Origin of the sequence: Streptomyces sp. NPDC020379 (assembly GCF_044387105.1) — a bacterium.
Lineage (GTDB): Bacteria > Actinomycetota > Actinomycetes > Streptomycetales > Streptomycetaceae > Streptomyces.
The window spans coordinates 152,154-174,667 of record NZ_JBIRVR010000001.1; the positions used below are offsets into that span (position 1 = coordinate 152,154).

General features: G+C 68.6%; 17 protein-coding genes and 1 tRNA gene. 11 read left to right on the forward strand and 7 right to left on the reverse strand.

Annotated elements, in window-relative coordinates; translation table 11 throughout:
- Positions 1–269 precede the first annotated feature (269 nt).
- Positions 270–2,984 (reverse strand): DNA polymerase I, encoded by a 2,715-nt coding sequence (polA, locus tag ACH427_RS00735; RefSeq protein ID WP_398867167.1) that lies wholly within the window; start codon positions 2,982–2,984, stop codon positions 270–272.
- Between the two features lie 197 nt (positions 2,985–3,181).
- On the opposite strand from polA, the gene ACH427_RS00740 reads away from it, so the two are divergent.
- From ACH427_RS00740 to ACH427_RS00775, 8 genes are all read left to right on the forward strand, one after another.
- Complete coding sequence (locus ACH427_RS00740; protein WP_398867168.1) at positions 3,182–5,464, forward strand: FdhF/YdeP family oxidoreductase; 2,283 nt, start codon at positions 3,182–3,184, stop codon at positions 5,462–5,464.
- Positions 5,465–5,548: 84 nt separating this feature from the next.
- A complete protein-coding gene (locus ACH427_RS00745) occupies positions 5,549–6,013 on the forward strand; it encodes a PaaI family thioesterase (protein WP_398867169.1) in 465 nt (154 codons plus the stop codon).
- A 77-nt stretch (positions 6,014–6,090) separates the two neighbouring features.
- Positions 6,091–6,489 (forward strand): hypothetical protein, encoded by a 399-nt coding sequence (locus tag ACH427_RS00750; RefSeq protein WP_398867170.1) that lies wholly within the window; start codon positions 6,091–6,093, stop codon positions 6,487–6,489.
- Positions 6,490–6,887: 398 nt separating this feature from the next.
- The gene (locus ACH427_RS00755; RefSeq protein ID WP_398867171.1) at positions 6,888–8,123 is read left to right on the forward strand and encodes a branched-chain amino acid ABC transporter substrate-binding protein; all 1,236 of its coding nucleotides are present in this window, start codon (positions 6,888–6,890) and stop codon (positions 8,121–8,123) included.
- A gap of 96 nt (positions 8,124–8,219) precedes the next feature.
- On the forward strand, positions 8,220–9,152 hold the full coding sequence (locus ACH427_RS00760) for a branched-chain amino acid ABC transporter permease (protein ID WP_398867172.1): 933 nt from the start codon (positions 8,220–8,222) through the stop codon (positions 9,150–9,152).
- Between the two features lie 5 nt (positions 9,153–9,157).
- Positions 9,158–10,969: a branched-chain amino acid ABC transporter permease gene (locus ACH427_RS00765; protein WP_398867482.1), complete on the forward strand. Its 1,812-nt coding sequence runs from the start codon at positions 9,158–9,160 to the stop codon at positions 10,967–10,969.
- 5 nt (positions 10,970–10,974) lie between these two features.
- A complete protein-coding gene (locus ACH427_RS00770; protein WP_398867173.1) occupies positions 10,975–11,835 on the forward strand; it encodes an ABC transporter ATP-binding protein in 861 nt (286 codons plus the stop codon).
- Positions 11,832–12,548 (forward strand): ABC transporter ATP-binding protein, encoded by a 717-nt coding sequence (locus ACH427_RS00775; protein WP_398867174.1) that lies wholly within the window; start codon positions 11,832–11,834, stop codon positions 12,546–12,548. Before ACH427_RS00770 ends, ACH427_RS00775 begins: the two co-directional genes overlap by 4 nt.
- A 58-nt stretch (positions 12,549–12,606) precedes the next feature.
- Here the strand turns inward: ACH427_RS00775 and ACH427_RS00780 are convergent, their stop codons facing one another.
- Complete coding sequence (locus ACH427_RS00780) at positions 12,607–13,251, reverse strand: ANTAR domain-containing response regulator (protein WP_398867175.1); 645 nt, start codon at positions 13,249–13,251, stop codon at positions 12,607–12,609.
- Between the two features lie 99 nt (positions 13,252–13,350).
- Here ACH427_RS00780 and ACH427_RS00785 point away from each other — a divergent pair.
- Both ACH427_RS00785 and ACH427_RS00790 read left to right on the forward strand, forming a co-directional pair.
- A tRNA-Leu gene (locus tag ACH427_RS00785) sits at positions 13,351–13,423 on the forward strand.
- Between the two features lie 148 nt (positions 13,424–13,571).
- Positions 13,572–14,306, forward strand: coding sequence for a helix-turn-helix domain-containing protein (locus ACH427_RS00790; protein WP_398867483.1), 735 nt, complete (start codon positions 13,572–13,574; stop codon positions 14,304–14,306).
- A gap of 3 nt (positions 14,307–14,309) precedes the next feature.
- Here ACH427_RS00790 and ACH427_RS00795 read toward each other — a convergent pair whose 3' ends face one another.
- The 3 genes from ACH427_RS00795 to ACH427_RS00805 form a co-directional block, all read right to left on the reverse strand.
- A complete protein-coding gene (locus ACH427_RS00795) occupies positions 14,310–15,041 on the reverse strand; it encodes a class I SAM-dependent methyltransferase (RefSeq protein ID WP_398867176.1) in 732 nt (243 codons plus the stop codon).
- Positions 15,042–15,247: 206 nt separating this feature from the next.
- Complete coding sequence (gene pyk / locus ACH427_RS00800) at positions 15,248–16,669, reverse strand: pyruvate kinase (RefSeq protein WP_398867177.1); 1,422 nt, start codon at positions 16,667–16,669, stop codon at positions 15,248–15,250.
- A gap of 145 nt (positions 16,670–16,814) precedes the next feature.
- Positions 16,815–17,513: an SIMPL domain-containing protein gene (locus ACH427_RS00805; RefSeq protein WP_398867178.1), complete on the reverse strand. Its 699-nt coding sequence runs from the start codon at positions 17,511–17,513 to the stop codon at positions 16,815–16,817.
- A gap of 147 nt (positions 17,514–17,660) precedes the next feature.
- On the opposite strand from ACH427_RS00805, the gene ACH427_RS00810 reads away from it, so the two are divergent.
- Positions 17,661–19,472, forward strand: a complete 1,812-nt coding sequence (locus ACH427_RS00810) for a bifunctional metallophosphatase/5'-nucleotidase (protein ID WP_398867179.1) — start codon at positions 17,661–17,663, stop codon at positions 19,470–19,472.
- Here ACH427_RS00810 and ACH427_RS00815 read toward each other — a convergent pair.
- The gene (locus tag ACH427_RS00815) at positions 19,428–20,903 is read right to left on the reverse strand and encodes a lysine N(6)-hydroxylase/L-ornithine N(5)-oxygenase family protein (RefSeq protein ID WP_398867180.1); all 1,476 of its coding nucleotides are present in this window, start codon (positions 20,901–20,903) and stop codon (positions 19,428–19,430) included. The two genes, ACH427_RS00810 and ACH427_RS00815, sit on opposite strands and share 45 nt — an antisense overlap.
- Positions 20,900–22,456: a pyridoxal phosphate-dependent decarboxylase family protein gene (locus ACH427_RS00820; RefSeq protein WP_398867181.1), complete on the reverse strand. Its 1,557-nt coding sequence runs from the start codon at positions 22,454–22,456 to the stop codon at positions 20,900–20,902. Before ACH427_RS00820 ends, ACH427_RS00815 begins: the two co-directional genes overlap by 4 nt.
- Positions 22,457–22,514: the final 58 nt, after the last annotated feature.

The following is a 22,514-nucleotide window of genomic DNA, read 5'->3' on the forward strand; positions in this document are numbered from 1 at the left end:
GTGGGGCACGCTAGCAACAGGGGCCGCATAAACCAAGGGGGTTGGGCGGCTGGGGCAGGCCGGGAGCGGCCTGCCGCACCACCCTTCGGGCGCGCCCTCGCCGGGCAGGCTTGTCGTTGCCGGACAGGCCCGTCGTCGCCGATGCGGGCTGGATCCGCACCCGCATCCCCCGCATCAGCCCGTCCGGAACCTGAGGACACCGCCGCGCAGCGGTGGGGCGGGCAGCCGAAACCGCCCGCACCCGACCCGCGACGCCCGCAGGGAAGCGGCTAGTGCGCCGCCGACTCCCAGTCCCCGCCCACACCGACCGACACATCCAGCGGAGCGCGCAGTTCCACCGCCCCGGCCATCTCGCGGCGCACCAGCGCCTCCACCGCCTCGCGCTCGCCCGGGGCGATCTCCAGCACGATTTCGTCGTGCACCTGGAGCAGCATCCGGGAGGTGAGCTCCTCGGCCTCCAGCGCCTGCCCCACCCGCAGCATCGCGATCTTCACGATGTCGGCGGCCGTGCCCTGGATCGGCGCGTTCAGCGCCATCCGCTCCGCCATCTCACGGCGCTGGCGGTTGTCGCTGTTGAGATCCGGCAGATAGCGGCGGCGGCCGAGCATCGTCTCGGTATAGCCCGTCGCCCGCGCCTCCTCGACCACCCGCTGCAGATAGTCGCGCACCCCTCCGAACCGCTCGAAGAAGGTGTCCATCAGCCGGCGCGCCTCGTCCGGGGCGATGTTGAGCTGCTGCGAGAGACCGAACGCCGACAGGCCGTAGGCCAGGCCGTACGACATCGCCTTGATCTTCCGGCGCATCTCCGGATCGACGTCGGCCTTGGCCACGCCGAAGACCTGGGAGGCGACCGTGGTGTGCAGATCCTCACCCGACGCGAACGCCTCGATCAGGCCCTCGTCCTCGGAGAGGTGGGCCATCACCCGCAGCTCGATCTGGCTGTAGTCCGCGGTCATCAGGGTCTCGAAGCCCTCGCCGACCACGAAGCCCCGCCGGATGGCACGGCCCTCGTCCGTACGCACCGGGATGTTCTGCAGATTCGGGTCCGTGGACGACAGTCGGCCGGTGGCGGCCACCGTCTGGTTGAACGTGGTGTGGATCCGCCCGTCGGGAGCGATGGCCTTGATCAGCCCCTCCACCGTGGAACGCAGCTTGGACTGCTCACGGTGCCGGAGCATGATCACCGGCAGCTCGTTCTCCGTCTGCGCCGCGAGCCAGGCCAGGGCGTCGGCATCCGTGGTGTACCCCGTCTTGGTCTTCTTCGTACGCGGCAGGCCCAGCTCACCGAAGAGGACCTCCTGGAGCTGCTTGGGCGAGCCCAGGTTGAACTCGTGGCCCGCCGCCGCGTGCGCCTCCGTGACCGCCTGCTGCACCGCCGCCGCGAACTGCTGCTCCATCCGCTCCAGCCAGCCGCGGTCCGCCGCGATGCCCGCCCGCTCCAGGCGCGCCAGCAGCGCGCTCGTCGGCAGCTCCACATTGGTGAGGAGCTCCGCCGCGCCCACGTCCTTCAGCCGGCCCGTGAAGGCGGCACCCAGATCCAGGACCGTACGCGCCCGGCCCATCAGGGCGTCCGCCTCGGCCTGCTCGTCCGCGCCGAACGCCAGCTGCCCGTCGCCCGCGGCGGCCGTCGCCAGCTCACGGCCCAGATACTCCACCGACAGCGCGTCCAGGGCGAACGAACGGCGGCCGGGCTTGACCAGATAAGCGGCCAGCGCGGTATCCATCTCCACTCCGGCGACCGACCAGCCGTGCTCGGCGAAGACCCGCATCGCGGCCTTCGCGTCGTGCATCACCTTCGGCCGCGCCGCGTCCGCGCTCCACGCGGCGAACGCCCGCTCGTCCGCCTCGTCCAGCTCCGCCGGATCGAACCAGACCGCGGGCCCCTCACCCGACGCCAGAGCGATCTCGGCCACCCGGCCGCTGCCCTGCGACCAGGAGTCGACCATCTCCAGACCCAGCGGACCGGAGCCGTGCTCGGCCAGCCACGGAGCGAGCCCGCCCGCCGCCAGCACCACACCGTCGACCTCGGCACCGGCGGCCGGCGGCGCCTCCTCCTCGGCCTCCGCCCCGGGGTCGGCCGCCAGCAGCCGGTCCCGCAGACCCTGGTTACGGATCTCCAGCCCCTCCAGGAACGCGATCAGCGCCGTGCGGTCGTACGCCGCGCGCACCAGCCCGTCCGGACCCACCGGCAGGGCCACATCACGCACCATCTCGGTGAGACGGCGGTTGAGCTTGACCGACTCCAGGTGATCACGGAGATTCTGCCCGGCCTTGCCCTTGACCTCCTCGACCCGCTCCACCAGCTCCGCGAACGAACCGAACTGGGTGATCCACTTCGTGGCCGTCTTCTCACCCACACCCGGGATGCCCGGCAGATTGTCCGACGGATCACCGCGCAGCGCCGCGAAGTCCGGATACTGCGACGGGCTCAGGCCGTACTTCTCCTGCACCTTCTCCGGGGTGAAGCGCGTCAGCTCCGACACGCCCTTCGTCGGATACAGCACCGTGACATCGTCGGACACCAGCTGGAAGGAGTCACGGTCACCCGTGACGATCGAGACGTGGAAGCCCTCCGCCTCCGCCTGCGTCGCCAGCGTCGCGATCACATCGTCGGCCTCGAAGCCGTCCACCGCGAACCGCGGCACCCGCATCGCGTCCAGCAGCTCGCCGATCAGCTCGACCTGCCCCTTGAACTCGTCCGGCGTCTTCGAACGCGTCGCCTTGTACTCCGGGAACTCCGCCGAGCGCCACGTCTTACGGGACACGTCGAACGCCACCGCGAAGTGCGTGGGCCGCTCATCACGCAGGGTGTTCGCCAGCATCGACGCGAAGCCGTAGACCGCGTTCGTCGGCTGGCCACCCGCCGTGGTGAAGTTCTCCGCGGGCAGCGCGAAGAACGCCCTGTACGCCATGGAGTGCCCGTCCATCAGGAGCAGCCGGGGCCGGTCTCCCCCCGCCGCCTCGGACCCGGTCACTGCGCTCATCTTCGCTGCCTTCGTCGCCTTTGCTGCCACGCCCCCGATCCTGCCACGGACCACTGACAATCCCGGCCACACGCACCTCCCGCCCGCCTCGACGACACCCCTGTCAGTGCCCCGTGACAGGATCAGCACGTACGGACATCCGCGGACCACACCCACGCACGGATCCGCGACCACCCGACCGCTCAAGGGAGAGCGAGATGGCAGGCAAGCCGCCGACCAGCGATCCGGTCCAGGACGCACCCGAAGTCGCCGCCCCGCAGCACGCCGCCGCCGGCCTCCCCGCCGTCGCCCACTCCCTGCGCATGGCCCACCAGCAGATGGGCCTCAAACGCACCGCCCTCACCCTGCTCAAGGTCAACCAGAAGGACGGCTTCGACTGCCCCGGCTGCGCCTGGCCCGAGGGCGAGAAGCGGCACGCCGCCGAATTCTGCGAGAACGGCGCCAAGGCCGTCGCCGAGGAAGCCACCCTCCGCCGCGTCACCCCCGACTTCTTCGCCGCCCACTCCGTCAGCGACCTCGCCGGCCGCAGCGGCTACTGGCTCGGCCAGCAGGGCCGCCTCACCCAGCCCATGCACCTCGCCGAAGGCGCCGACCACTACGAACCGGTCAGCTGGGACCGCGCCTTCGACATCATCGCCGAAGAACTCGACGCCCTCGCCTCCCCCGACGAAGCCGTCTTCTACACCTCCGGCCGCACCAGCAACGAAGCAGCCTTCCTCTACCAGCTCTTCGCCCGCGAATTCGGCACCAACAACCTCCCCGACTGCTCCAACATGTGCCACGAGTCCTCCGGCTCCGCACTCTCGGAGACCATCGGCGTCGGCAAGGGCAGCGTCCTCCTCGAAGACCTCCACCAGGCCGACCTGATCATCGTCGCCGGACAGAACCCCGGCACCAACCACCCCCGCATGCTCAGCGCCCTCGAAAAGGCCAAGGCCGGCGGCGCGAAGATCATCACGGTCAACCCGCTCCCCGAAGCGGGCATGGAACGCTTCAAGAACCCCCAGAACGCCCGCGGCATCAGCGGCGTCGGCACCCCCCTCACCGACCTCTTCCTCCAGATCCGCCTCGGCGGCGACCAAGCGCTCTTCCGCACCCTCAACCGCCTGATCCTCGAAACCGAAGGCGCCCTCGACACCGACTTCATCGCCGAACACACCCACGGCTTCGAGGAATTCGCGCGAACCGCACGCGCCGCCGACTGGGACGAGACACTGCGCGCCACCGGCCTGCGCCGCGAGGAGATCGAGCGCGCCCTCGAAATGATCGTCGCCTCCCGCCGCACCATCGTCTGCTGGGCCATGGGCCTCACCCAGCACAAGCACGCCGTCCCCACCATCCGCGAAGTCGTCAACTTCCTCCTCCTCCGCGGCAACATCGGCCGCCCCGGCGCCGGCGTCTGCCCCGTCCGCGGCCACAGCAACGTCCAGGGCGACCGCACCATGGGCATCTTCGAACGCCCCGCCCCCGCCTTCCTCGACGCCCTCGAGAAGGAATTCGGCTTCACCCCGCCCCGCGAACACGGCCTCGACGTCGTCCGCGCCATCCGCGCCCTCCGCGACGGCCAGGCCAAGGTCTTCCTCGCCATGGGCGGCAACTTCGTCTCCGCCACCCCCGACACCGACGTCACCGAAGCCGCCGTACGCCGCGCCCGCCTCACCGTCCACGTCTCCACCAAGCTCAACCGCTCCCACGTGGTCACCGGCGCCCGCGCCCTGATCCTCCCCACCCTCGGCCGCACCGAGCGCGACCACCAGGCCGGCGGCGACCAGTTCGTCACCGTCGAGGACTCCATGGGCATGGTCCACGCCTCCCGCGGCCGTCTCCGCCCCGCCGGCCCCCACCTGCTCTCCGAGACAGCCATCGTCTGCCGCCTCGCCCGCCGCACCCTCGGCCCCCGGAGCACCACCCCCTGGGAAGACTTCGAGAAGGACTACGGCACCATCCGCGACCGCATCGCCCGCGTCATCCCCGGCTTCGAGGACTTCAACGCCCGCGTCGCCCGCCCCGGCGGCTTCACCCTCCCCCACGCACCCCGCGACGAACGCCGCTTCCCCACCACCACCGGCAAGGCCAACTTCACCGCCGCCGGCATCGAATACCCCCGCGCACCCCAAGGCCGCCTGCTCCTGCAGACCCTGCGCTCCCACGACCAGTACAACACCACCATCTACGGCCTCGACGACCGCTACCGCGGCATCAAGAACGGCCGCCGCGTCATCCTCGTCAACCCCGACGACGCGGCCGAACTCGACCTCGCCGACGGCACCTACGCCGACCTCGTCAGCGAATGGACCGACGGCAGCGAACGCCGCGCACCCGGCTTCCGCGTCGTCCACTACCCCACCGCCCGCGGCTGCGCCGCCGCCTACTACCCCGAGACCAACGTCCTCGTCCCCCTCGACCACACCGCCGACACCAGCAACACCCCCGCCAGCAAGTCCCTGGTCATCAGGGTGGAACCCGCCCGTCCGGCCTGATCACCCACCCGGCTCCCGCACCAACCCCACCCACCTGATAAGACGTTCACCACGCAACCACCAAGGACGAACGGAGCCGGACCCATGGGCGAGCAGAGCCAGACCACGTTCCCGCAGCAGGTCCTCGACGAATGGGCCGGCAGCGGACACGACCTGCGCGCCCTCTTCTCCGCCGGCCACCTCGGCAACCGCATGGGCCTCCAGGTCCGCGAAGCCTCCCCCGACCGCGTCGTCGGCACCCTCCCCGTCGAGGGCAACACCCAGCCCTACGGCCTCCTCCACGGCGGCGCCTCCGCCGTGCTCGCCGAAACCCTCGGCTCCGTCGGCGCCATGCTCCACGGCGGCCCCGGCAAGATCGCCGTCGGCGTCGACCTCAACTGCACCCACCACCGCGGCGTACGCTCCGGCCTGATCACCGCCGTCGCCACCCCCGTCCACCGCGGCCGCACCACCGCCACCTACGAAATCGTCATCACCGACGACCAGGACAAGCGCGTCTGCACCGCCCGCCTCACCTGCGCCCTCCGCCCGGCGGACACCACCGCCTGACCGGACCCCGCACCTCCGCACCCGCCACCACCCGCACACCCCTTCCTCACCCGGCCGACCCGCCCTACCTTTCGGCCATGAGGGACCCCACCCACCGGACACCCCGACGGCTGCCCACCGCCATCGGCACCCTGCTGCTCACCACCGCCCTCGCCACCGGCTGCTCCGACACCCACGGCGAGGGCGCCGCCGGCCACACCGACCCACCCGTCCAGGTGTGCGCCAAGCTCATCACCTACTGGGCCGGCCAGGACCTCACCGGCGGCCACTGGGCCGGACTCGACTGGGAACAAAAGGGCCTGTCCAACGACCAGTACGTCATCTACGACGACATCGTCCGGGCCGCCCGCACCGAACAACAGCGGCACGGCACCGACGCCGCCCGGAAACTGATAGAGCGTCAGGCACAGCAGCGCTGCGCCGCGGCCGACGGCGCCACCCACAGCTCCGAGAACTGGCGCCCCCCACCCACATAACACTGCGTGACCCCCACGCCGTGCGGCACCACGGCGATCCACTTCCCCCGCCACCCCGCCCGCGACCCCCTCCGCCGACACCACACACGCCGGGCCCCGCCGCGCCACCGACGCATTAGCGGAACTACACCTTCGCACTATCTGGATGATGCCATTCACCCCAAAGGCGAAGACTGTCCGCGCAATACTGCTACAGCAACGCCCCCAAGTGACCTGCGTCATAACAAGACAGTCACATCATGGCCAGCACCTCTGCCACCCACCGCCGCACACCCCTAGAGTCACGGCCAGTCACCACCCCCGGGCGCCGCACGACCCGAACCCACACCTTCCCACCCCGCCCGGCGGGAGACACGGCACCTCAGCAGAGGCAGCCGCGCCAGGGAAAGGACCCCACCTTGCGACACCGCTCCCTCCTCGTCCTCACCACCGCCATCGCCACCGGCGCCCTCACCCTCAGCGCATGCGGATCCCGCGACGACAAAAGCGGCACCGACAACAGCAACAGCGCCAACACCACCGTCGTCATAGGCGTCGACGCCCCACTCACCGGATCACTCTCCGCCCTCGGCCAAGGCATCAAGAACTCCGTCGACCTCGCCGCCCGCACCGCCAACGACAACAAAGAAGTCAAAGGCATCACCTTCAAGACCGAACCCCTCGACGACCAGGCCGTCCCCGCCTCCGGCCAGCAGAACGCCACCACACTCGTCGCCGACAAGAGCGTCCTCGGCGTCGTCGGCCCCCTCAACTCCGGCGTCAGCCAATCCATGCAAGGCGTCTTCGCCCGCGCCGGCCTCACCCAGGTCTCACCCGCCAACACCAGCCCCGAACTCAGCCAAGGCCCCAACTGGCTCAAAGGCCAGAAAACCCGCCCCTTCAAAACCTACTTCCGCACCGCCACCACCGACATCATCCAAGGCCGCTTCGCCGCCCAATACGCCCACAACGACGCCAAGAAAACCAAAGCCTTCGTCGTCGACGACAAACAGACCTACGGCGTCGGCCTCTCCTCCATCTTCGCCCAAGAATTCAAACACCTCGGCGGCCAGGTCGTCGGCACCGACCACATCACCGTCAAGGAAACCGACTTCTCCAGCGTCGCCAACAAAATCAAGAACTCCGGCGCCGACATCGTCTACTTCGGCGGCCAGTACCCCGAAGGCGGACTCCTCTCCGACCAGGTCAAAAAAGCCGGCGCCCACATCCCCCTCATGGGCGGCGACGGCATCTACGACCCCGCCTTCATCACCGCCTCCAGCGAAAGCAACGACGGCGACCTCGGCACCTCCGTCGGCTACCCCGTCGACCAGCTCGACTCCGCCAAAACCTTCGTCAAGAACTACGCCAACGCCGGCTACAAAGACCCCTACGCCGCATACGGCGGCTACTCCTACGACGCCGCCTGGGCCATCGTCCAAGCCGTCAAAAAAACCGTCGAAGACAACAACGGAAAACTCCCCGGCAACGCCCGCGACAAAGTCACCGAAGCCATGAGCAAGATCTCCTTCGACGGAGTCACCGGCAAGGTCTCCTTCGACGAATTCGGCGACACCACCAACAAACAACTCACCGTCTACCAAGTCCAGGGCAACACCTGGCACTCCATCAAGAGCGCCACCTTCAAGGACTGACCCCCCACACCCAAGGCCACCCACCCCACCGCGCGAGGACGCCACCACCACGCCCTCGCGCGGACCCACATCCGACACCCACATCGGAGGCCCGCGGTGCACCAACTGCCGCAAACGCTGGTCAGCGGACTCGCCCTCGGTGCCCTCTACGGCCTCATCGCCATCGGGTACACCATGGTCTACGGCATCGTCCAACTCATCAACTTCGCCCACGGCGAGATCGTCATGATCGGCGCCTTCGGCGCCCTCACCATCCACCTCTGGCTCCCCGCCGGCACCACCCTCGCCACCGCCCTCCCCCTCATGCTCATCGGCGGCGCCACAGCCTCCGTCGCCATCGCCACCGCCGCCGAACGCTTCGCCTACCGCCCCCTCCGCAACGCCCCCCGCCTCGCCCCCCTCATCACCGCCATCGGCCTCTCCATAGCCCTCCAGCAAACCGTCTGGGCCTTCTACCCCGACGCCAAGAAATCCCGCCCCTTCCCCCAATTCCAAGGCGACGCCTTCGAACTCGCGAGCAACATCCACATCCAGCGCGACGACCTCTTCGTCCTCATCGCCGCACCCCTCTGCATGCTCGCCCTCGGCCTCTTCGTCGCCAAGAGCCGCACCGGCCGCGCCATGCAAGCCACCGCCCAGGACCCCGACACCGCAAAACTCATGGGCATCAACACCGACCGCATCATCGTCCTCGCCTTCGCCATCGGCGGCGCCTTCGCCGCCGTCGCCGCGGTCGCCCAAGGACTCCGCGCCGGCCAGATCAACTTCGAAATGGGCTTCATCCTCGGCCTCAAAGCCTTCACCGCCGCCGTACTCGGCGGCATCGGCAACATCTACGGCGCCATGCTCGGCGGCGTCGTCCTCGGCATCGCCGAAGCCGCCTCCACCACCTACATCCAGAACATCCCCGGCATGCACCAACTCGGAGGCGGCGGCTGGAAGGACGTCTGGGCCTTCGTCCTCCTCATCCTCGTCCTGCTGATCAGGCCCCAAGGACTGCTCGGCGAACGCGTCGCGGATCGGGCGTGACCACCATGACCCCAGCCAACCCCACCACCATCGAAACCACCCCCGTCATCCCCCTCCCCCTCACCGCCGCCCGCACCCTCACCACCGCCGGCGCCCTCCTCACCACCGCCTCCACCTTCCTCTCCTGGACCTGGACCACCGCCTTCCCCGGCAACCTCACCGTCACCGGCTACCCCGGCGGACTCCAACTCCTCACCCTCACCGGAGCCCTCTTCACCCTCGCCCTCACCCTCGCCACCCGGCCCACCCCCGGACTCCGCTGGCTCAACCCCACCCAACGCCACGACGCCACCACCTACCTCGCCGCCGGCACCCTCGCCACCACCTGGTACACCCTCGCCGCCATCGCCGTACAACTCGGCGGACTCGCCAACCTCGAACCCGGCGGCTACATCGCCGCACTCGCCGCCCTGCTCACCCTCACCGGCGCCCTCGGCCTCCCCATCGACCGCCGCACCACCGCCTCCTACCCGCCCGACAGCCGCCTCGCCACACTGCCCCGCCCCCTGGCCACCGCACTCCGCGGCACCCTGCGCACCATCCGCCCCGGCCGCACCGACCGGCCCCTCCCCACCGCCCGACCGCTCCCCGCCTGGGCCGAAATCCTCATCATCGCCGCCGCCTTCGGCATCGCCCTCTACCTCGTCACCTACGGCATCGGCACCGGCTACGGCGAACTCTTCACCGGCTTCCTCATCCTCGCCGCCTTCGCCACCCTCGCCCTCCGCAAAGCCGGACTCGTCACCAGACTCACCGAACTCACCGACAAACACCGCAACATCACCATCACGGCCGCCTTCGTCGCCGCCGCCCTCTTCCCCCTCACCCAGTCCACCGACCAATACACCCTGATCGCCGTCAACATCCTGATCTTCTCGACCGTCGCCCTCGGCCTCAACGTCGTCGTCGGCCTCGCCGGCCTCCTCGACCTCGGCTACGTCGCCTTCCTCGGCGTCGGCGCCTACACCGCGGCCCTCGTCTCCGGCTCCACCGCCTCCACCCTCGGCGTCCACTTCCCCTTCTGGGCCGCCGTCCTCACCGGCGCCGCCACCTCACTCGCCTTCGGCGTCGTCATCGGCGCCCCCACCCTCCGCCTCCGCGGCGACTACCTCGCCATCGTCACCCTCGGCTTCGGCGAGATCTTCCGCATCACCGTCGGCAACCTCAACGGCGAATCCGGCCCCTCCCTCACCAACGGCCCCAACGGCATCCCCAACATCCCCGACCTCAACCTCTACGGCTACAACTTCGGCTCCACCCACCACCTCGCCGGCATCACCCTCAACCCCTTCGCCAACTACTACCTCCTCATGCTCCTCATCACGATCCTCGTCGTCCTCGTCTTCAGCCGAGCCGGCAACTCCCGCATCGGCCGCGCCTGGATCGCCATCCGCGAGGACGAGACCGCCGCCAGTGCCATGGGCATCAACAGCTTCCGCCTCAAACTCCTCGCCTTCGCCCTCGGCGCCACCCTCGCCGGACTCGCCGGCACCGTACAGGCCCACGTCGCCTACACCGTCGTGCCCGAGCAATACGTCTTCGCCGGTCCCGTACCCCCCAACTCCGCATTCCTCCTCGCCGCCGTCATCCTCGGCGGCATGGGCACCATCCGCGGCCCCCTCCTCGGCGCAGCCCTCCTCTATCTCATCCCCGCCAAACTCCAATTCCTCCACGACTACCAACTCCTCGCCTTCGGCCTCGCCCTCATCCTCCTCATGCGCTTCCGGCCCGAAGGACTCATCCCCAACCGCAGGCAGCAACTCGAATACCACGAGGACGCCACCGGAACCCTCGGCATCACCAAGGCGGAGGCGTAACCACCATGAACACCACCCACGACGCCCCCGTCCTCACCGCCACCGGCGTCACCATGCGCTTCGGCGGCCTCACCGCCGTACGCACCGTCGACCTCACCGTCCACCAGCACGAAATCGTCGGACTCATCGGCCCCAACGGCGCCGGAAAAACCACCTTCTTCAACTGCCTCACCGGCCTTTACCGCCCCACCGAAGGCACCGTCACCTACCGCGACACCGTCCTCCCGCCCAAACCCCACCTCGTCACCCGAGCCGGCATCGCCCGCACCTTCCAGAACATCCGGCTCTTCGCCAATATGACCGTCCTCGAAAACGTCCTCGTCGGCCGCCACACCCGCACCAAAGAAGGACTCTTCGCCGCCCTCCTCCGCAGCCCACGCTTCCACCGCGCCGAAACCGCCTCCACCCGACGCGCCATGGAACTCCTCGACTTCACCGGCCTCACCCACAAAGCCGACCACCTCGCCCGCAACCTCCCCTACGGCGAACAACGCAAGCTCGAAATCGCCCGCGCGCTCGCCAGCGACCCCGGACTCCTCCTGCTCGACGAACCCACCGCCGGAATGAACCCCCAGGAGACCCGCGCCACCGAAACACTCGTCCGCGCCATCCGCGCACAGGGCACCGCCGTCCTCGTCATCGAGCACGACATGCGCTTCATCTTCAATCTCTGCGACCGCGTCGCCGTCCTCGTCCAAGGCGAAAAGCTCGTCGAAGGCACCTCGGACACCGTCCAGGCCGACGAACGCGTCATCGCCGCCTACCTCGGCACACCCTTCGAAGGCGCCCCCGGCCAGGAGGAAGTCGCCGAAGTCGAAGCCGCGGAAGCGGAAGCGGAAGCCGCCCACGCGGAGGAGGACCGATGACCGCCCTCCTGGAGGTCCGGAACCTCCGCGTCGCCTACGGCAAGATCGAAGCCGTCAAGGGAATCACCTTCACCGTCGAGACCGGCCGGATCGTCACCCTCATCGGCACCAACGGCGCCGGGAAGACCACCACGCTCCGCACCCTCTCCGGCCTCATCAAGCCACTCGGCGGCACCGTCCGCTTCGACGGCCGCGACATCGTCGGCACCCCCGCCCACGAGATCGTCGCCCTCGGCCTCGCCCACTCCCCCGAAGGCCGCCACATCTTCCCCCGCCTCACCATCGCCGAGAACCTCCAGCTCGGAGCGTTCCTCCGCAAGGACACCAGCGGCATCCAGCAGGACATCCAGCGCGCCTACGAGCTCTTCCCCATCCTCGGCGAACGAGCAAAGCAGGCCGCGGGCACCCTCTCCGGCGGCGAACAGCAGATGCTCGCCATGGGCCGGGCCCTGATGTCCCGCCCCAAGCTCCTCATGCTCGACGAGCCCTCCATGGGCCTCTCCCCGATCATGATGCAGAAGATCATGGAGACCATCGCCGAACTCAAGGACACCGGCACCACCATCCTGCTCGTCGAACAGAACGCACAGGCCGCGCTGTCACTCGCCGACCAGGGCCACGTCATGGAAATCGGAAAGATTTCCCTTTCGGGGTCGGGCGCGGATCTTCTGCACGACGAATCGGTGCGAAAGGCGTATCTCGGGGAGGACTGAGACATAGGGAAAGGGCCCGCGCCATTCCATGGCGCGGGCCCTTTCCTTCCGCTGTCTACTACCCCTTGGCCTTCTTCTCCTCGGCGTCCTCGATGACCGCCTCGGCCACCTGCTGCATGGACAGCCGCCGGTCCATCGACGTCTTCTGGATCCACCGGAACGCGGCCGGCTCCGTCAGCCCGTACTGCGTCTGGAGAACGCTCTTCGCCCGGTCCACGAGCTTCCGCGTCTCCAGCCGCTGGGAAAGGTCGGCGACCTCCTGCTCCAGCGCCTTCAGCTCGGTGAAGCGCGACACCGCCATCTCGATGGCGGGCACCACGTCGCTCTTGCTGAACGGCTTCACGAGATACGCCATCGCCCCGGCGTCCCGCGCCCGCTCCACGAGCTCGCGCTGCGAGAAGGCGGTGAGCATCAGCACCGGCGCGATCGAGTCCGCGGCGATCTGCTCGGCGGCGGAGATCCCGTCGAGGACGGGCATCTTCACGTCCAGGATGACCAGGTCCGGCTTGTGCTCCCGGGCGAGCGCGACCGCGGTCTCCCCGTCGCCCGCCTCGCCGACTACGGAGTACCCCTCTTCTTCGAGCATCTCTTTGAGATCGAGCCGGATGAGGGCCTCGTCCTCGGCGATCACGACGCGGGTGGTGTGGGGAGGGATGTGCGGCTGCTCGTCGTCGACGGGCGGCGTGGGCTCGGCGGCGGTCACGGGTCTCCTCGATGGGGGCAGGTGGTGCCCCATGAGCCTACCTAGGTCCTGTATGTTTGACGCACAGCGGGATTCCGCTAACCTTGGTTTCATAGGCCAGCCCTGGTAGTCCAATGGCAGAGACGATACTCTCAAACAGTATTCAGTGTGGGTTCGAATCCCACCCAGGGCACTTCACCTTCACTTCCAAGGTCAGCCAGTGATTGGCGATCTTCACTCACTCCGGTGAACGCACCTTCGAACCGGCTCCCGATGGCTTGAATCCAGCCAAGCTCGCAGTCATGTACGACTCCCAGACGCGCAATCGGGCCGTGACTCTGATGCGGCAAGGCATGGCCAATCGAGCAGTGGCCGAACAACTCGGCGTCCCGCGAGGCACAGTCGGCTGGTGGCGCTACGAGGACCGGCGACGCCATGGCGAGACTTTCACTCACCCAACCGACTGCCCCAGATGCACAGATCAGGCCCTGGACGGCCCGGCGTACGCCTACTTGCTCGGCCTCTACCTCGGCGATGGCCACATCATCTCCAAGCCCAAGCAACACCACTTGTCCATCTACTGCGCTGACGCCTGGCCCGGCCTGATCGAGAGCGCAGGGGCCGCCATGCGCAAGGTCATGTCCTTGCCCAGCGTGAATCAGCGGCAGCGTGACGGCTGCGTCGAGGTCAAGTCGTACAGCCAGCACTGGCCGTGCTTGTTCCCTCAGCACGGCCCCGGCAAGAAGCACGAACGGCGCATCTCCCTCGAATCGTGGCAACAACGCATCGTGGACGCCCACCCTTGGGAGTTCATACGCGGGCTGATCCATTCCGACGGGTGCCGGGTAACGAACTGGACCATCCGCCTCGTCGGGGGTGAGCACAAGCGCTACGAGTACCCGAGGTACCTCTTCACCAACAAGTCGGAAGACATCCTGAACCTCTACTCCGACACCCTCGACAAGGTCGGCGTCGAATGGAAGACCACGCGGCGCGGCAAGGACCCGTACAACATCTCCGTAGCCCGCAAAGCATCCGTCGCCCTCATGGACACCCACATAGGCCCCAAGTACTGACCCTTACACCCCTCGCCGGAACAGCGCCGCCCACAGAAACGGCACGCCGTAATACGAAGACTCCGGCAATTCATCCCGCATCCGCCGGAGTTCGGCCTCCTCCAGGTCGGAGAAGATCCAGCGCAACGCCTCCGGCGTATAAGCGAGCCCACCCCCAAGGCCCGACTCCCGGTAGAGCGCCGCGTCGGAGAGTTCGGAGCCCATCGCTCCAGCCGCGAAGCAGGTCAGGCCCAAGTGGCCGCCCGGGGCAAGCACACGATCGAGAAGAGCGCGGTAGCTGATGCGACGGTGGGGCGGCAGATGATGGAAGCAGCCCGAGTCGTAGATCAGGTCGTAGGGGCCCGTCAGTTCGGTCTCGGCCAGAGCGAACGCGTCGCCGCAGTGGAAGCGGATGTCGGCCCCGGCCTCGCGGGCGCGTTCCTCGGCCCAGGTGATGGCTGTCGGGGAGAGATCGACCGCGTCCACCTGGAAGCCCAGCGCGGCCAGGTGCAGCGCGTTGCGGCCCGGGCCGCAGCCCAGGTCGAGGGCTCGGCCGGGGGTGATCAGCCCGCGGTCGATGTACGAGGCCAGGTTCTCGTCCGGTTTGGCGACGAAGAACGGCACGAGTTTTGTCCGGTCGTTGTAGAAGCCGTCCCACCAGGTGGCGCCGCCGGCTGTCCAGCGGTCGGCTTCCGGTGCGAACAGGCCGTCGAGGAGCCCCAGTACGTCGTCGACCGTGCGGATGTTCCGGTCCATCCGGTCCCCCTTCCGTCTGGGGAAACCGTAGGGCCGGAGCGCGTGAAAGCCCAGGTCGGGGCCTATGGTGTGCGGGCGTCGGCGGGCCGCTGGGGCCGGAGTGCGAGCGGGGTGGGCCCGTCACCCTCGGCCCGGGTCGTACGGTTGTGCGTTCCCCCTGCGGAGCCCGTGCAGGGGCCGTTCCAGGCGGTGTTGAGGCCGGTTTTTCACTCCTCTCCGATGTGGTGGACCCGTACGAGGTTGGTGGTTCCGGCGACCCCCGGCGGGGAGCCGGCGGTGATGATGACCACGTCGCCCTTCTGACAGCGGCCGATCTTCAGCAGGTGTTCGTCGACCTGGTCGACCATTTCGTCGGTCGTCTGGACCATGGGTCCCAGGAAGGTCTCCACGCCCCAGGTGAGGTTGAGTTGTGAGCGGGTGGCCGGCTCGGGGGTGAAGGCCAGCAGAGGGATCGGTGAGCGGTAGCGGGACAAGCGGCGTGCGGTGTCGCCGGATTGGGTGAAGGCGACGAGGTAGGTGGCGCCGAGGAAGTCGCCCATTTCGGCGGCGGCGCGGGCGACGGAGCCGCCTTGGGTGCGGGGTTTGCCGCGTTCACTGAGGGGTGGGAGGCCCTTGGCGAGGATGTCCTCCTCGGCGGCGGCGACGATGCGGCCCATGGTCTTGACCGTTTCGACGGGGTATTTGCCGACGCTGGTCTCACCCGAAAGCATGACGGCATCGGTGCCGTCGATGACCGCGTTGGCGACGTCGGAGGCTTCGGCGCGGGTGGGGCGGGATGCGTCGATCATGGAGTCGAGCATTTGGGTGGCGACGATGACCGGTTTGGCGTTGCGTCGGGCGAGTTTGATGGCGCGCTTCTGCACGATCGGGACTGCTTCGAGGGGCATTTCGACGCCGAGGTCGCCGCGGGCGACCATGATGCCGTCGAAGGCGTCGACGATGCCGGGGAGGTTCTCGACGGCTTGGGGCTTTTCGATTTTCGCGATGACGGGGAGGCGGCGGCCTTCGTCGTCCATGACCCGGTGGACGTCGACGATGTCGTCTGCGCTGCGGACGAAGGAGAGGGCGATGATGTCGGCGCCGGTCCTGATGGCCCAGCGGAGGTCTTCGACGTCCTTTTCGGAGAGGGCGGGGACGGAGACGGCGACGCCGGGGAGGTTGAGGCCCTTATGGTCGGAGACCATGCCGCCTTCGATGACGATGGTGCGTACGCGGGGGCCGTCGACGTGGGTGACTTCGAGAGTGACGCGGCCGTCGTCGACGAGGATGCGTTCGCCTTTGGTGACGTCGGCGGCGAGTCCGTCGTAGGTGGTGCCGCAGTGGTGGCGGTCGCCTTCGATGTCTTCGACGGTGATGGTGAACTCGTCGCCGCGTTCAAGAAGTACGGGGCCTTCATGGAATCGGCCGAGGCGGATCTTCGGGCCTTGAAGGTCGGCGAGGATGCCGATGCTGCGGCCGGTTTCTTCGGCGGCTTTGCGTACTCGGTGGTAGCGCGCCTCGTGGTCGACGTAGGTGCCATGGCTGAGGTTGAACCGGGCGACGTCCATTCCGGCTTCGACGAGTGACTTGATCTGCTCGTACGAGTCGGTGGCCGGTCCCAGGGTGCAGACGATTTTTGCTCGGCGCATGGCACGACCTTATGACCTACCGGTGGGTAGAGAATTGGTCGAGTCCAAGTCCCCAACGTCCGTTTGGTAAAAGCTCGTTGACAATTAGTGAAACGTGCGCGGGGGTGCTCCGATGAGCGTTCGCGCACGCCCCGCGCGAGCGTCGTCAGAGTGCGGGGGGCGTCATGGTGAACCGTGCGTTGACCTGTGCGTAGACGTTCTGGCGCTGGGGTTCGAGGTCGAGTGCGGGGGCGGGGGCGGCGCCGCCGTAGCCGACCGAGCGCATGAGGCCGCCGGGGGCGGGCGGCAGGCCGGCGGGGGCGGTGTTCTCGGCGCCGAGGTCGGCGAGTTCCACGAGGGCGACGAGCTGGGCGCCGAGGGCGCCGGCGTATTCGCGGGCGCGTTGCACGGCTTCGCGGACGGCTTGCCGGCGGGCTTCGCGGTGGGCGGGTGAGTCGGGGCGCAGTGCCCACCAGGGGCCGTCGACGCTGGTGAGGTCGAGGGCTGCGAGGCGGGTGGTGAGTTCGCCGAGGGTGGTGAAGTCGCTGAGGGTGGCGGTGAGGCGGACGTTGCCGTGGTAGGCGTGGATGCGTTCGTGGCGGCCTTTTTCGGTGAGTTGGGGGGTGATGGTGAAGGTGCCGGTTTCGAGTTTTTCGACGGTGTCGCCGTAGGTCTTGAGCAGGTCGAGGGTGTGGTTGTTGCGGCGGGTGAGGTCGTTGAGTGCTGTGGTGCGGTCGGTGCCGCGGGCGCTGATGGTGATGCTGATGTGGGCGATTTCGGGGTCGACTTCGAGGCGGGCTTCGCCGCGGACGGCGAGTCGGGGGCTGTCGGGGGTTCCGTAGGGCAGCGGTGCGGGTGTGGTCATGGGGTCAGCGTCTCAGGCCGGGGCGTGGGGGACGCCACGTGGGAGTCACCGTTTCGCAACCTTGTGGGGGTGTTGTGGTTGGGGTGGCGGACGCCAGAATCTACGCGCGTTGTCGTTGAGTTGAGCTGCGAGATTCTGGGAGTTGAAGTGGCGTTGAACCGGAGGAATTTCCTGGGGCGTACGGCTGCCACGGGTGCGGGTGTCGCGCTGGTGGGGTCGGTGGGTACCGGGTCGGCCGAGGCGCGGGAGGCGGTGGCGGGCTCGGGTGGTGGCCGGGGCCGGCATTACGCGTTGACGGTGCTGGGGACGACGGATCTGCACGGGAATGTCTTCAACTGGGACTATTTCACGGATGCGGAGTTCGATGACCAGGCGCACAACGATGTGGGGCTGGCGAAGATCTCGACGCTGGTGAATGGGGTCCGTAAGGAGAAGGGGCGGCGGAATACGCTGCTGATCGACGCGGGTGACACGATTCAGGGCACTCAGCTGTCGTATTACTACGCGCGGGTGGATCCGATCACGAAGGCGCATGGTCCGGTGCATCCGATGGCGCGGGCGATGAATGCGATCGGGTATGACGCGGCGGCGCTGGGGAATCACGAGTTCAATTACGGTATTCCGGTGCTGCGGAAGTTCGAGGAGCAGTGCGATTTCCCGTTGCTGGGTGCGAACGCGTTGGATGCGAAGACGTTGCGTCCGGCTTTTCCGCCGTATGTGATCAAGCGGGTGCGGACGCCGTTCGGGCGGGATGTGCGGGTGGCGGTGCTGGGGTTGACGAATCCGGGGATCGCGATCTGGGACAAGGCGAATGTGCAGGGGAAGATGGTGTTCCCGGGGCTGGAGGAGCAGGCGGCGAAGTGGGTGCCGAAGCTTCGGTCGATGGGTGCGGATGTGGTGATCGTGGCGGCGCATTCGGGGGCGAGTGGTACGTCGTCGTACGGGGATCAGTTGCCGTATGTGGAGAATGCGGCGGCGTTGGTGGCGGAGCGCGTGCCGGGGATCGATGCGATTTTGGTGGGGCATGCGCATGTGGAGATTCCCGAGCGTCGGGTGGTGAACAAGGAGTCGGGCCGGGAGGTGGTGTTGTCGGAGCCGTTGAAGTGGGGGCAGCGGTTGACGGTGTTCGACTTCGATCTGGTGTGGGAGCGGGGTTGTTGGCGGGTGGCATCGGTGGGGGCGAAGGTGCTGAATTCGAATGCGGTCGCCGAGGACCCGAAGATCACTCGGTTGTTGCGGGGTGAGCACCGGAAGGTGGTGGCGTATGTGAATCAGGTGATCGGTACGTCGTCGGCGGCGATGAGTGCGGCGGAGGCGGCGTACAAGGACACGCCGGTGATTGATTTCATCAATCATGTGCAGGCGGAGACGGTGCGTGCGGCGCTGAAGGGTTCGGCGTTCGCGGGGTTGCCGGTGTTGTCGCAGGCGTCGTGTTTCTCGCGGACGGCGGGGGTGCCGGCGGGGAAGGTGTCGATCCGTGAGGTGGCGGGTCTGTATCCGTTCGAGAACACGCTGGAGGCCCGGGTGTTGACGGGTGCTCAGGTGCGGGAGTATCTGGAGTTCTCGGCGCGGTATTACGTGCGGACGGCTCCGGGTGGTCCGGTGGATCCGGCGAAGCTGACGAATGCGGAGAACATTCCGGATTTCAATTATGACGTGGTCAGCGGCCTCTCGTACGAGATCGACATCGCGAAGGCGCCGGGGGCGCGGATCGCGAAGCTCACGTTCGACGGGAAGCCGCTGGACGACGCGGCGCGGTTTGTGCTGGCGGTGAACAATTACCGGGCGAGTGGCGGGGGGAATTTTCCGCATGTCGCCCGGGCGCAGCAGGTGTGGGCGAATTCGGAGGAGATCCGTAACACGATCATCTCGTGGGTGAAGGCCCAGGGGGCGATCGATGTGGGGCGTTTCGCGTCAGTGGACTGGAAGTTGACGCGGGATGGTGCGCCGGTCTTCTGAGGTGGTGGTCCGGGGTCGCGGCTGTGGCCGCGGCTCCAGGCCGAAGGTGGTGAAGGCGGTGCGTTCGGGGAGGGGGTAGGCGGTCTTGCCGGTGATGGCGTTGAGGATGACGGCGCTGCGCCAGGCGGCGAGGCCGAGGTCGGGGGTGCCGATGCCGTGGGTGTGGGTTTCGGCGTTCTGGACGTGGACGGCGCCCTTGACGAGGGGGTCGAGGACGAGGCGGTGGTTCTCGTCGATGCGGGGGCGGTCGCTGTGGTCGCGGCGGATGTAGGGGTCGAGGGCGGCGAGGAGGGTGTCGGTGCGGCGTTCGCGGTAGCCGGTGGCGAGGACGACGGCGTCGGTGGTGATGCGGGAGCGGGTGCCTTGCTGGGCGTGTTCGAGGTGGAGTTCGACGCGGGTGGTGCCGACGCGGCCGGCGGTGCGGACGAAGACTCCGGGGGTGAGGACGGTGTCGGGCCAGCCGCCGTGGAGGCTGCGGCGGTAGAGCTCTTCGTGGATGTCGGCGAGGGTTTCGGCGGCGATGCCTTTGTGGAGTTGCCATTGCTGGGGCAGGAGTTGGTTGCGTACGCCTTCGGGGAGGGCGTGGAAGTAGCGGGTGTAGTCGGGGGTGAATTGTTCGAGCCCGAGTTTGCTGTATTCCATGGGGGCGAAGGCGGGGGTGCGGGCGAGCCAGTGGAGTTTTTCGCGGCCGGTGGGGCGGTTGCGGAGGAGGTCGAGGAAGACTTCGGCGCCGGACTGGCCGGAGCCGATGACGGTGATGTGGTCGGCGGCGAGGATCTTTTCGCGGTGGTCGAGGTAGTCGGCCGAGTGGATGACGGGGACGTTGGGGGCTTCGGTGAGGGGGCGCAGGGGTTCGGGGATGTGGGGTGTGGTGCCGACGCCGAGGACGAGGTTGCGGGCGTAGGCGCGGCCGAGTGCTTCGGCTTCTCCTTCGGTGTCGAGTTGGGTGTAGTCGATTTCGAAGAGGTTGCGTTCGGGGTTCCAGCGGAGGGCGTCGATCTGGTGGCCGAAGTGGAGGCCGGGGAGGGATTGGCTGACCCAGCGGCAGTAGGCGTCGTATTCGGCGCGTTGGATGTGGAATCGCTCGGCGAAGTAGAAGGGGTAGAGGCGTTCGCGGTCCTTGAGGTAGTTGAGGAAGCTCCAGGGGCTGGTGGGGTCGGCGAGGGTGACGAGGTCGGCGAGGAAGGGGACTTGGAGGGCGGTGCCGTCGATGAGGAGGCCGGGGTGCCAGCGGAAGGTGGGGGTCTGGTCGTAGCAGGCGGTGCGGAGGTCGGGGAGGCCGTGGGCGAGGGCGGCGAGGGAGAGGTTGAAGGGGCCGATGCCGATGCCGGCGATGTCGAGGGGTTGCTCGGGGGTGGTGCGGGGGCCTGGTTGGGGGGTGGTGTCGGGGGTGTTGTGGGGGGTCTTTTTCGGGGGGTTGGGGTGGTTCATGGGGTGATGTGGCCTTCCACGAGGTTGAGGAGGGTGCGGAGGTGGTGGGTGGTGGTGTGGGGGTTGAGGAGGGTGGTCTTGAGCCAGAGGCCGTCGGAGGTGGTGGCGCGGCCGAGGACGGCGTGGCCGTGGTGGAGGAGGCGGCGGCGGGTGGTGGCGATGGTGTGGTCGTCGGCACCGGTGGGGCGGAAGAGGACGGTGCTGAGGGTGGGGCGGGCGTGCAGTTCGAAGCGGGGGTGGGCGTCGATGAGGTCGGCGAGGTGGTGTGCGGTGGCGCAGACGCGTTCGACGAGGCGGCCCATGCCGGTGCGGCCGAGGGCGCGGAGGGTGACGGCGATCTTGAGGATGTCGGGTCGGCGGGTGGTGCGCAGGGAGCGGCCGAGGAGGTCGGGGTGGCCGGCTTCGGTGTCGTCGGGGGCGTTGAGGTAGTCGGCCTGGTGGGCGAGGGGGTGGAGCGCGGTGGTGTCGGGGACGGCGAGGAGGCCGGCGGCGATGGGTTGCCAGCCGAGTTTGTGCAGGTCGAGGGCGATGGTGTGGGCGCGGTCGAGGCCGTGGAGCGCGGGGCGGAGGGTGTCGCTGAAGAGGAGGGTGCCGCCGTAGGAGGCGTCGATGTGGAGGCGGGCGTGGTGGGTGTCGCAGAGGTCGGCGAGGTGGGGCAGGGGGTCGATGCGGCCGGTGTCGGTGGTGCCGGCGGTGGCGACGACGAGGGTGGGGGTGCCGTGGTGGGTGTGGAGTGCGGTGTGGAGGTGTGCGGGGTCGACGGTGCCGGTGGGGGTGGGCAGGACGTGGGGTGCGGGGAGGCCGAGGAGCCAGGTGGCGCGGTGGATGCTGTGGTGGGCGTTGGCGCCGCAGATGACGCGGAGGGTGTGGTCGGGCCGGGGTGAGGTGCCGTACGAGGAGTCGTACGTGGTGGTGCGGGGTGTGGTTCCGGGTGTGATTCCGGCCGCCGGGTCGTGTGCGCCGTCGGGTGCTGTGGCGGTGCGTGCTCCCCTGGGCCTTCCCCCGGGTCCTCCCCCGGCTTTTCTCCTGTGCCGTCCTCTGCGGGCTTCCTCGCGTGCGAGCAGGAGGGCGAGGTGGTTGGACTCCGTGCCGCCGGTGGTGGTGACGGCGTCGGGTGCGGGGTGGTGGGGGTAGGCGAGGGCGGCCAGGGCGTGGAGGACCTCGGTTTCCAGGGCGGAGGCGCCGGGTGCCTGGTCCCAGGAGTCGAGTGAGGGGTTGAGGGCGCTCGCGGCGAGGTCGGCGGCGGTGGCGAGGGCGAGCGGTGGGCTGTGGAGGTGGGCGGCGCAGTGCGGGTCGGCGGGGTCGGCGGCGCCTTCGGCGAGGGTCGTCACGAGGGTGCGGAGGGCTTCGTGGGGGCCGGTGCCGGTGGTGGGGAGGGCGGGGCCGGTGGCGCGTACGCGTGCGGTGACGGTGTGGGGGCCGCCGTGCGGGAGGGGGCCGGCGCGGGTGGTGGCGCCGTGGGTGAGGGCGTCGAGGACGGTGTCGAGGAGGGGGCGGAGCGCCGAGGGTCCCTCGGTGCCTCCGGCGAGGGGCGGGAGGGTGGTTCCGGACATGCTGGTGCCCCCTTTTGGGTTGTGTCGTGGGGGTGGGCGGGTGGGGTCGGGGCCTGCT